This is a genomic window from Ktedonobacterales bacterium (assembly GCA_036557285.1).
Taxonomy (GTDB): Bacteria; Chloroflexota; Ktedonobacteria; order Ktedonobacterales; family DATBGS01; genus DATBHW01.
This window is the reverse complement of record DATBHW010000032.1, coordinates 63,162-74,139: the sequence shown is the minus strand read 5'-3', so window position 1 is coordinate 74,139 and position 10,978 is coordinate 63,162. Positions and strand designations below refer to the sequence as shown.

General features: G+C 60.7%; 13 protein-coding genes. 11 read left to right on the top strand and 2 right to left on the bottom strand.

Features of this window, described 5'->3' with window-relative positions; translation table 11 throughout:
- Both VH599_09525 and VH599_09520 read right to left on the bottom strand, forming a co-directional pair.
- Nucleotides 1-234, bottom strand: a 234-nt coding sequence (locus VH599_09525) for a hypothetical protein (protein HEY7348540.1), incomplete at its 3' end; no start/stop codon positions are given.
- 13 nt (nucleotides 235-247) lie between these two features.
- Nucleotides 248-1,669 (bottom strand): MFS transporter, encoded by a 1,422-nt coding sequence (locus VH599_09520; GenBank protein HEY7348539.1) that lies wholly within the window; start codon nucleotides 1,667-1,669, stop codon nucleotides 248-250.
- 258 nt (nucleotides 1,670-1,927) lie between these two features.
- Here VH599_09520 and VH599_09515 point away from each other — a divergent pair, with 258 nt between their 5' ends.
- From VH599_09515 to VH599_09465, 11 genes are all read left to right on the top strand, one after another.
- The gene (locus VH599_09515) at nucleotides 1,928-2,788 is read left to right on the top strand and encodes an alpha/beta hydrolase (protein ID HEY7348538.1); all 861 of its coding nucleotides are present in this window, start codon (nucleotides 1,928-1,930) and stop codon (nucleotides 2,786-2,788) included.
- A gap of 127 nt (nucleotides 2,789-2,915) precedes the next feature.
- The gene (locus tag VH599_09510) at nucleotides 2,916-3,746 is read left to right on the top strand and encodes a hypothetical protein (GenBank protein HEY7348537.1); all 831 of its coding nucleotides are present in this window, start codon (nucleotides 2,916-2,918) and stop codon (nucleotides 3,744-3,746) included.
- Between the two features lie 25 nt (nucleotides 3,747-3,771).
- On the top strand, nucleotides 3,772-4,614 hold the full coding sequence (locus tag VH599_09505) for an NAD(P)-dependent oxidoreductase (protein HEY7348536.1): 843 nt from the start codon (nucleotides 3,772-3,774) through the stop codon (nucleotides 4,612-4,614).
- Nucleotides 4,615-4,703: 89 nt separating this feature from the next.
- On the top strand, nucleotides 4,704-5,447 hold the full coding sequence (locus VH599_09500) for a hypothetical protein (protein ID HEY7348535.1): 744 nt from the start codon (nucleotides 4,704-4,706) through the stop codon (nucleotides 5,445-5,447).
- A 318-nt stretch (nucleotides 5,448-5,765) separates the two neighbouring features.
- On the top strand, nucleotides 5,766-6,218 hold the full coding sequence (locus tag VH599_09495) for a DUF5946 family protein (GenBank protein ID HEY7348534.1): 453 nt from the start codon (nucleotides 5,766-5,768) through the stop codon (nucleotides 6,216-6,218).
- Nucleotides 6,219-6,236: 18 nt separating this feature from the next.
- Nucleotides 6,237-6,764 (top strand): DUF1349 domain-containing protein, encoded by a 528-nt coding sequence (locus VH599_09490; GenBank protein HEY7348533.1) that lies wholly within the window; start codon nucleotides 6,237-6,239, stop codon nucleotides 6,762-6,764.
- A 16-nt stretch (nucleotides 6,765-6,780) separates the two neighbouring features.
- A complete protein-coding gene (locus VH599_09485) occupies nucleotides 6,781-7,602 on the top strand; it encodes an arylamine N-acetyltransferase (GenBank protein HEY7348532.1) in 822 nt (273 codons plus the stop codon).
- 63 nt (nucleotides 7,603-7,665) lie between these two features.
- Entirely contained in the window at nucleotides 7,666-7,902 is a 237-nt protein-coding gene (locus VH599_09480) for a DUF433 domain-containing protein (GenBank protein HEY7348531.1), read from the top strand.
- On the top strand, nucleotides 7,886-8,257 hold the full coding sequence (locus tag VH599_09475; GenBank protein ID HEY7348530.1) for a DUF5615 family PIN-like protein: 372 nt from the start codon (nucleotides 7,886-7,888) through the stop codon (nucleotides 8,255-8,257). Before VH599_09480 ends, VH599_09475 begins: the two co-directional genes overlap by 17 nt.
- A gap of 69 nt (nucleotides 8,258-8,326) precedes the next feature.
- Entirely contained in the window at nucleotides 8,327-9,997 is a 1,671-nt protein-coding gene (locus VH599_09470; GenBank protein HEY7348529.1) for a methylmalonyl-CoA mutase family protein, read from the top strand.
- 533 nt (nucleotides 9,998-10,530) lie between these two features.
- Nucleotides 10,531-10,977: a hypothetical protein gene (locus VH599_09465; GenBank protein HEY7348528.1), complete on the top strand. Its 447-nt coding sequence runs from the start codon at nucleotides 10,531-10,533 to the stop codon at nucleotides 10,975-10,977.
- The last annotated feature ends 1 nt before the right edge of the window (nucleotide 10,978 follow it).

Genomic DNA, 10,978 nt, shown 5'->3' with positions numbered 1-10,978 from the left:
AGGCGGCCCACCGACGCCCCTCCAGGCGCACGCCACTTGTAGCGCCGCCTTCCAGGCGGCCAACGCCGCGCTCGCGCGCCCGCCGCCCCTGCGAACAAACGCCGCGCTTATTAGGTGGGGAGCCTGCGTCGGCAGGCTTGGTGGCGCAGCCTCCAGGCGCGCGAGCGAACGCAGCGAGCGAGAATGCGGAAACTGGGTTTCCGCAAGCGCCCGCCGCCGGAGGCGCGGTTTCAACCGCCAGCCTGCTTCATGACCCGCTCATCTGCGCCTCGGCCTGCTGCGCCCGCCGCAGATCGCCCTTCACCCAGCGCGACCCCACGACGCCAATCACGCCCGCGATAGCCAGCGCCGCCGGACAGGTGTAGGCCAGGGCCAGGCTGAGTTCGATACCCGCCAGGTTGTGCTGAAAGTGCTGGCCCCCAGTGGGATCAAGCGCGTTTGCCAACAAGCCAACCAGCGTCGGCGCAAAGGCGTTGCCCAGCAGGTTGCTCGCAAAGATCGAGATCGCCACCGCCGACGCCCGCAGCGCCGACGGCACCACATCGGCAATGGCCGCCGCGCCAGGGCCAAGATACAGGTTCAGCAGCAGCGCGGTGATGAAGAAGAAAACGCTGTACAGATAGAGGTTATGCGTCGAGACACCCACCACCACCGAAATCAGATACGACGGCGCGCCCACCAGGAAACCCAGACCGCAGACCAGCACGCGCGCCCCCGGATAGCGCCGGTTGAGCACATCCGAAAGGTAGCCGCCCAGAAGCGCGCCGGGGATCGCCGCTATCGCCACGCCCAGGCCGGTAAAAAGGCCCGCCTGTGTCGGCGTCATACCAAAGGAATCTTTTTGCTGGAAGAGCGGCGGCAGAAAATTGATGCTCGCAGACAACACCGCATACGCAAAAATCTGCATCGCAATTAGCGCCAGCACCGTCTTGATGCGCAGGATAGCCCCCAGCTGCGAAAGCACCTTGCGCGGCACAATCATCTCGCCGGAAACTGCCGACTCTTCCAGCGCAATCTCTGCCGCGTCGGTCTCCTCCGCATCGGCCTGATTGCGGCGTGGCTCGTGGATGCGCCAGGCCAGAAACGCCAGCAGCAGCCCCGGAACACCCGTAAAGACAAAGCCCCAGCGCCACGATCCAGGCCCAATCTGCGACACAGCCCCGCCCAGGATAATGCCAGCCATCAGCCCGATAAACAACGCCGTCGCCAGTCGGCTCAGGATTTTGGCGCGCTTTGCGCGGCTAAAATAATCCGCCAGCAGCGCGTTGCTCGCGGGCGAATAGCCGCCCTCCCCAACGCCCAGCACCGCGCGCGAAAGAAACAGCGTGAAAAAATTGGCCGCCAGAGCCGTGAAGCCGGTTGCCAGGCTCCAGATCACCACGCTTGTCGCAATCACCTTCTTGCGACTGGCCCGATCAGCCCAGATACCAAAAGGGATCGCGCTCAGGGTCAGCGCCACCGTAAACGCCCCTGAAAGGACACCAATGCCGTCCAGCCCAAAGCCGAGTTCGTGCGCCACCACAGTAGACGCGCCGGTCAGGATAAAGCGATCCAGATAGTTGAGGAAGTTAATGGCAAAGAGGACATAGAAGGCAAAAGTCGCGTAGCTGGCAATGCGTCGCTGCGGCGTCGCCAGATCGCCTGCGGTAGATGGAGCCACATCGCTCATCGGGGTACTCCCTCCTTGGAAGCAATGCAGGGCCGACAGTCAGAGGTTGAGCAGTACGCCTGGGTATATGTTTAGAATTACGAGAGGGCGATACGTGCGTGTATAATAGCTGTGCTGAACCCATAAAGCAAGTCTTTTCAGCGCGCATTCGTCCTAGCCCGCGTAGGCGGGCTTTGTGGCGGCTTGCCTCCAGGCGCGGTTTTAACCGCCTGTGGGGTGGGGCAGCCCGCCTCGCCAGTCCATAAGGAGCCAGGGAACATGAGCGAGAACCAATCTATGATTCACCACGACCTGCACGTCAACGGCATCACCCTCCACTACGCCACCTGGGGCGAGTTCACCCGGCCAGAGCGCGCCGTCCTGCTCGTGCATGGCCTCACCGCCAGCAGCCAGTCCTGGGGCGCATTTGCCCCCCACCTCGCAGCACAGGGCTGGTATGCCATCGCGCCCGACCTGCGCGGGCGTGGCCTCAGCGACAAGCCGCCTCACGGCATCGGCATCCCCTATCACGTCAACGACCTGCTCGCGCTCTGCGACGCCCTCAGCCTGCCAGCCGTCCACTTCATCGGGCATTCGTTGGGCGTATTCATCGGCCTCTTCTTTGCTGGCATCCATCCCCAGCGCGTCAACAGGCTCCTCCTCGTGGATGCTGGCGGCAGAGTCCCCGCCGACGCCCTTCAGACCATCGCCGCCTCGCTCAGCCGACTGGGCCAGGTCTACCCCTCGCTCGATGACTACCTGGAGAGCCGCCGCCAGACGCCCATCCACGATTGGAATCCCCTCTGGGAAGCCTATTATCGCTACGACGCCGAAGTCCATCCCGACGGAACCGTCACCTCGCGCGTCTCCAAAGCCGCCATTGACGAAGAAATCATCGTCAACGCCACCATCAACGCCGACGTGCTGCTGCCGCGCATCCAAGCGCCCACCCTCATCACCCGCGCCACTGTCGGCACGCTCGCGCCCGACCAGGGCTTCATCCTCACACCCGACGAAGCCGAGCGCGTGCGCAGCGCCATCCCCAACTGTCGCCTGGCCGACATCCCCGGCGTCAATCACTACACCATCACCCTCTCGGAAGTCTTCACCCGCGAGGCCCTGACCTTCATCGAAGGGTAGAACAAAAACATGCCCATCCGCTCACGCCGAACGCTACAGCACGTTCTCAGACTTTGAGCAAAAACTGAGCAGATACCTGGTCGGGAAGAGGCAAGCTAGAAAGCAACCCAGGCCAGGGAGGAAAACGATGATTAAAGACGACCCGCGATATGTGCAATTTCGTTTCAGGAGCTTCATGTACTTCGGCATTGTTTTTCTCATTCTGTTTGCCTTGCTCCAGTCGCTTGTATCGGCTAATGCTGATCTTGATCAGCTCATACCCGTCCTTATCATGGCAACCTACTTCGCGCTCATGGATGGCGTGGCAATATTCGTGGCGCTTCGCTTCAAGGCGATCAATCTACGTCGCCAGGCAGCAGCAGGCAGAGGGGGCCTCCTCATTCCATTAGCAGCCGCGCAGCCCATTCCAAACGACGCAGCGCTTCCCCTTCCATTCACAATCACGCTGGGACCAGGGCGCGGCAGGTCATTCGCTATTGGTGGTGGTCTTAGCCTGCTTTTCCCCCTTGCGTTCCTCTTGCTAACATTTACAAGCGGTCTGGATAGCCCTGGCAATCTGAATACCACATTCACTATCACCCTCTATGCGCTTATCCTCGGCATCACCATCGGGTTCGCCATCCTCATATCGGTTGTCCTCATATGGACTGGACACCAGCAGATCACAGCAACAGAAGAAGAATTGACCGTCCGGCAGGGCACACGCATATACCATACCTCCTGGCGCGAGGCGCGTCTCTTCGCCATTACTCGCAGCGTCAAGCGCACAGGCCCGCCAACCTTCTATGAGCTATCGGGCGCGGCCACTTTTACTCTGCTGATACGGCTGCGCCAGGGTACCCTGTTTCCGCCTAACTTTAAGCCTGCCCTTCCCTTCGACGAATATGACCGCCAGATGGACGCGCTGCTCTCCCTCATTGCCGCGAAGACCGGCCTGCCGCTGTATGACCTGCGATGAGGGAAAGAGGCTAGAAGCAGCAACCATGCGCATCTTGATTACCGCAAGCTCCGGCCAGTTAGGCGCAGAAATCGCCCGCCAGCTTTCCAGCGAACACCAGATCATCGGCCTCGACCTCCTCCCCGGAGCCTGGACAAACCAGATTGGCAGCGTCACTGACCGCGATCTCGTCTTTGCCCTGGCGAAAGAAGCCGACGCCATCATCCATACCGCCTCGCTGCACGCCCGCCATCTACTCGAAGGCGTCTCCAAACAGGCGTTCATCAACACCAACATCAGCGGAACGCTGCATCTGCTGGAAGCGGCCATACAGGCAGGTATCCGGCGCTTTGTCTACACCAGCACCACTTCCGTCTATGGCTTCGCCCTCGTCCCAACAGACAGAGCCGTCTGGGTCACAGAAGACCTCACCCCGCGCCCACGCGACATCTACGACATCACCAAGCTTGCCGCCGAAGAACTCTGCCGCCATTTCGCCCTGGCGCAAGGGCTGCCCGTCATCTGCCTGCGCACCGCCCGCTTCTACTCGGAGCCGCCGGAACGCCTCGGCGCCTATCGCCTCTATCGCGGCGTAGATGTCCGCGACGCAGCGGCAGCCCACGCCCTGGCCGTCGCCAACCAGGAGATCGCCTTCGACCTCTTCAACATCGCGGCGCGCTCCCCCCTGCAAGAAGCCGACACGCCCGCTCTCTGGCGCATTGCCCCCACCATCCTCAGCCAGCGCGTGCCAGGGATAGCAGAACTCTACGCCGCGCGCGGCTGGTCCCTGCCAGAGCGCATTGATCGCGTCTATGTCATCGCTCGCGCCGAACAACGCCTGGGCTATCGGCCCCGCCACAACTTCAGGGAATATATGCAAAGCCTCTGAAGAATTGGCCCCTGTTCGTTCGTCACTAGATATAGTGATGATATGAAGGCGACTGCCAGAATACAGTCGTTATACAATGGAGGCAGCCCATGCAGCGCAAAATCGTCTCTCTCCTGCTCTTTCTTGCTTTGCTCGCGGGGGTAACGGCCTGTGGAACCGCGCCTGATACCAGCGCCACGCCTGGCTCGTACTACAACGGCGGAGTAGAGATAACATTACAAGCGGCCTGCAATCTCAATGGCAATCATTGCGCATCTGCTGTCCTGGCGCAGCTTCCACAGGCACGCGCCATCCTTGAGCAGCGTGTCAAACATGGCCTGGGAGCCGCCCAGGTCGTTGCCCGCCTGGAGGGCACCGACCGGATCGTCGTGGACCTCGCGGGCCAATACAACAATCCAGACGCCATCGCGCTGCTGACGCGCATCGGCAAGCTGGAGTTTATTGACACTGGCCCTATCCAGTTAGCAGATGGCACAGCGGTGCAGCCGGGGCAATATCCGGTGCGCTTTACCGGCGATCAGCTTGACCCCAACAGCATCAACGCCACGATTGATCAGCAGAGCGGCCAGCCAGTCATTCTCTTTGCCTTCAAGAGCGCGGAGCAGAGCGCCTTTGCTCAATACACCCGGGCCAATATCGGCGATTACCTCACCATTACCCTGGACGGCAAGGTCATCGAATCAGCGGTCATCCAGAGCGAGATCACCGGCCTGGCGCAAATCTCAGGCGGCCATATGACGCTCAGTTCGGCGCAGCAAACCGCCGCGCTCATGCGCTACGGCGCTCTGCCGCTGCCGCTGACCATCATCAGCCAGTACACCATTAGCACGTAGCCTCTGCTTAAGAGCGCCTCACATCACCGCCAGGGAGCAACGCCAGCCGCCTGTACCGCCGCCGTCCCTGGCGGCGCAACGCCGCGCCACTACAAAGCCTGGCGATACACGCCCATGCCACGCCTGAGTGGGTGGGGAGTCCCTGAAGAGGGACTTGGTGGCGTCCGCAGACGCCACCAGGCGCGGTTTCAACCGCCTGCGGACTTGCGAAAAGCCCTGTCCTGTGTCTCAAACGCCATACACCGACCCCTCAAAAAGAGGTAGAATAAACAAGAGCGTTTTTGCGGCTATGTCGGCAACAGGGAGCATCCAGTCCTCATGGAAACAAACAACCAATGCCCCGAATGTGGCGCAGCCTGGCGCAACAACCTGACCTGCCAGGACCACTTTCACCAGATGCTCGCCTGGGAAGCCGAATATCCCGACAAAACATTGGCCGGGCATCATCTCATGGTCCTGTGCTATCACCTGCAACACCCGCATCTCTACTCCCCGCAAGGGCTTGAGCAGGCGAAACAGCTTTTAGTCGCATTTGTGGAACAGGGCGCGACGCCGGATGAAATGCGTCGGCGGCAGCGCGGCACAGTAGATTCTGGCAAGCGCGCCTGGAAAATCAAGGGAACGCCCACATCTTACGGCGCGTATGCCCGCCCTATCCAGTGGCCGACCACCGCCGCTGATATAACAGCCGCAGGGGTAGACGCCTATCTCGATAACGTCCAGGCATGGGCGCGTTCAGTAGTAGAGGCTCTCAAAACCTCTGGTAATTGAGCAGAGAGGATTCGTACATTGGACTGGTATCACGAGCCGCCATCCTGGCGCATAGATGGCGATACCCTGACGCTGACCACAGCGCCTCAGACCGACTTCTGGCGCGCCCACACTGGCGAAGTCCACGCCAACGGTCACTTCTACGCCCAGCCCATAACCGGCGACTTCCGCGCGCAGGTCAAAGTCACCGGCAGCTACCACAGCCTCTACGATCAGGCCGGGCTGATGCTGCAACTGGACGAAGCCAACTGGCTCAAGTGCGGCATCGAGTTCTACCAGGGCAGGCAGCACGTCAGCGCCGTCGTCACCCGCCACTACTCAGACTGGTCGCTGACACCCCTGCCCGCAGACCCCGCCGCGCTCTGGCTGAGCCTGAAGCGGGAGGGCGCTTTCATCGAAATCCTCTACGCCCTCGACGGCACAACCTATCACCTGCTGCGACACGGCTACTTCCCCGCGACAGAGCGCGGGCTGGCAGGCGTCATGGCGGCCTCTCCCAAAGGGCCAGGCTTCGAGGCCCGCTTCAAGGGCCTCAGCATCACTTAGAGGAAAGCAGGCTACGATGCAACCGAACGCATTACACCTCACAGCCTATAAAGACTACCTGCATCGCATTGATTTCTCGGCCCCACAGAATGCGGATGCGCCAGAGCCATCCCTGGCAACCTTGCAAGCCTTGCATAGCAGCCATCTGCTGGCCGTCCCCTTTGAGAATCTCTCCATTCACTACGGGCAACCGATCATCCTGCAAGAAACCGCGCTGTTCGACAAACTTGTCAGTCGGCAGCGCGGCGGCTTCTGCTATGAACTCAACGGCCTCTTTGCCTGGCTGCTCCGGCGCCTGGGCTTCCAGGTGGCACTGCTCTCTGCTGGAGTCGCCCGCGCCGATGGCAGCTTCGGCCCTGAGTATGACCATCTGACGTTATTGGTACACCAGCTCTCCGGCGCAGACTGGCTGGCCGACGTAGGCTTCGGTGATTTGTTTCGGCAGCCGCTGCGCTTTGAGGCCGGGTTGGAGCAGAAAGATACCGATGGATACATCTATCGCCTGCTGCGGGAAGAACAGCAGAGCGACGCTAACACGCCGCGCGACTACTGGGTTTTGCAGCGATTGAGCGAGGAAACATGGGAATCGCAGTATCGTTTCACCTTACAGCCACATCTCCTGAACGACTTCGCTGCTCGCTGTCACTTCCACCAGACCTCGCCTGAGTCGTCTTTCACCCAAAAACGGGTCTGCTCGCTGGCAACGCCAATGGGGCGCATTACGCTCAGCGATCTGTTGCTGATTCGGACCGTTCAGGGGAAAAAGACAGAGCGGCTGTTACGCTCTGAAGCAGAGTATCGGGAAATGCTGGCCGCGCGTTTTGGAATTGTTATTTAATCAAATAGATGGACATCCTAAAAGAAAAGCACAGCAGCAGACCGTCACGAAAGGGGCGCTCCGATGCAACCAGTTGAACTGTATCCAGGAATTAGCTCTCATCAAGGAATCCTGGGAGGCAAGCCGGTCATCACCGGAACCAGAGTTCCGGTTGATCTGGTGCTGGGCCAGCTTGCCAGTGGGATGAGTCAGGAAGAAGTTACCTACGAATACCACCTGACTCTCGAACAGGTTCGTGCGGCCCTTGGTTATGCAGCCAGGCGGCTGTCCGAGGAAGTGGTATATGCCACCAGTGAGTAGCTGGGCATTTCTCGTTGATGAGAACATGTCGGTAACACTTTCTTTAAGGTTGCAGGCCGCTGGATACCTGGCTGAACACGTCTATGATGTAGGGCTGCAAGGTCGTCTTGATGCATCTGTATTCACTTATGCACAAGCGCATCATCAAACAATTATCACAGGCGATCTTGATTTTGCTAACATTAGAGAATACAAGCCGCCTCACTTTGGCATTATAGTGGTGCGACTCCCAAACGAGACTCCACTAGTTGAACGTATTCAGCAAGTCTTGAATGCCCTTGCCACACTCTCTGGGCAAAACCTGGCGAATACCCTGGTCATTGTAGAGAAAGGGCGCATCCGTATCCATCGCTAAGCCTGGAAAGGAGCAGCGGCGCTCCTGCTCGTAGGGACGATAGCAGAGCAAGCGCCGCCAACATACCAGATGAGCAACGAAAACGCAGCCGAAGCCTGGCGCGAAAACGTCTATAAGAAAGCCATCCAGAAGACCCCTGAGCGCCAGCAGGAGTTCACCACCACCTCCGCCTCCGGCATCGAGGTCCAGCCGCTCTATACCCAGGCCGACCTGGACACGCGCGGCTTCGACCCGCAAACACACCTTGGCTTTCCCGGCCAGTATCCCTACACGCGCGGCGTCCAGCCCACCATGTATCGCAGCCGCTTCTGGACCATGCGCCAGTACGCCGGTTACGCCACCGCCGAAGAATCCAACCGGCGCTACCACTACCTGCTGGAGCAAGGCACAACCGGCCTCTCCGTCGCCTTCGACCTCCCCACACAGATGGGCTACGACGCCGATCACTCCCTGGCCGAAGGCGAAGTCGGCAAAGTCGGCGTCTCCATCTCCAGCCTCGAAGACATGGAAACCCTCTTCCAGGGCATCCCCCTCGCGCGGGTCAGCACCTCCATGACCATCAACAGCACCGCCGCCATCCTGCTCTCGCTCTATATCGCCGTCGCCAAACGCCAGGGCGCAGACCTGCGCGGGCTGCATGGCACCGTCCAGAACGACATCCTCAAAGAATACGCCGCGCGCGGCACCTACATCTATCCACCGCAGCCCTCCATGCGCATCATCACCGACCTCTTCCAATACTGCGCCGAAAACGTCCCCCAGTGGAACGTCATCAGCATCAGCGGCTATCATATCCGCGAAGCCGGGTCCACCGCCGCGCAAGAGATCGGCTTCACCCTCTCCAACGGCATCGCCTACGCCCAGGCCGCCGTCAACGCCGGGCTGAACGTTGATACCTTCGCCGGGCAGCTCTCCTTCTTCTTCAACGCCCACAACAACCTGCTCGAAGAAGTCGCCAAGTTCCGCGCCGCCCGCCGCATGTGGGCCAGGATCATGCGCGAGCGTTTCGGCGCGCAAGACCCGCGCTCCTGGCTGCTGCGCTTCCACACGCAGACCGCCGGTTCCACCCTCACCGCCCAGCAGCCCGATAACAACATCGTGCGCACCGCCTATCAGGCGCTGGCCGCCGTCCTGGGCGGTACCCAATCGCTGCACACCAACTCCAAAGACGAAGCCCTCGGCCTGCCCACCGCAGAAGCCGTCCAGATCGCCCTGCGCACCCAGCAAATCCTCGCCTACGAAACCAGCGTCACCGACACCATTGACCCGCTGGCCGGCTCCTACTACATCGAATCGCTGACCGACGAACTGGAGCAGCGCGCCTGGGACTACATCCACAAGATTGACGACCTCGGCGGCAGCGTGCGCGCCATCGAGATTGGCTATATGCAGGGCGAAATCGAAGAAGCCGCCTATCAGTTCCAAAAAGACCTCGAAGCCGAGAAGCGCGTCATCGTCGGCGTCAACAAGTTCCAGGTCACAGAAGACATTCGCCCCGACGTACTGCGCGTGGACCCCGCCATTGGCCGCCGCCAGGCCCAGAAACTCGCCGTTCTGCGCCTGCGCCGCGACAACGCCGCCGCCAGCGCCGCCCTGGCCGCCCTGGAAGACGCCGCGCGCGGCACAGCCAACCTGCTCCCGCGCATCCTCGCCGCCGTCGAAGCCTGGGCCACCCTCGGCGAAATCAGCGACACTCTGCGCCGCGTCTTTGGCGAGCAGCAAGAACACGCCGCCCTGTAATACCACATCCTCATATATCCTCGCCGCCTCCCATCTGTAGCGCCAGTACAAACGCTCCCTCCAGGCGAACGCCACTTGTAGCGCCGCCTTCCAGGCGGCTCAACGCCGCGCCCGCGCGCCCGCCGCTCTCACAAACGCACGCCGCGCCCATGCGGGCGGGGAGCCTGCGCAGACACGGGTGCGCGAGCGACCAACGGGAGCGAGAGTGCCGAGGCTGGACCGCGCGACCGAGCGCAGCGAGGGAGAGTGCGGGAACCCAGTTCCCGCAAGCGGTCCAGGCCGCAGGCCCAGCCGAGGCAAGCGCCCGTTGCCGCAGGCAGGCTTCGCGGCGTAGCCGCCAGCCGCGCACCGTATCCCAGGTAAAAATTAAACTGCATGAACCGCTGGGTGGGGTTTGCGCAGAACTCCGTGAGGGCCGACGTAAGCTCTTGTATACCCAGGAAACATATGTCATAATGGCGCGCGGAGAGCGAGCGATCTTTGCAAAGCAGATACAGTCGCTCTTACATCCAAAGAAGGAGTCATTTTCCATAATGCCAAGCAAACGTATGAATGACCAGGCGACCCAACTGCTCCAGGAGCCAGTGATGGCAAGTTCATTTGTCATGCCCAAAGGCGGCCTGAAGGGGCAGGCCATTGGCCGGGGAGTCGGCGGATTAGTCGGCGGAGCTATCGCCGGGGCCATGGCAAGCAAGAACAAGAGCAATAACCCCAACATTCAGTTGTTTCCGCAGATGTGCATGGCTGTCGGCCCGACGAAATTCGCTATCTACCAGGTTGCCACCGGATTTTTCACCAACTCGCTTAAGACACCTGTTCTGGTTGTACCCAGGCAAGACGTACTCAAGTTTGAGCTAGAGAAGAAGATGGTGACAGCCGCGCTCGACCTGCGCCTGGCCGATGGCACAGCCCTCGAACTTGAGGTACACCGCAGATACCTGGGCGACGCAGGGAAAGTCAAGGAAGCCCTGAAAGTCTAGA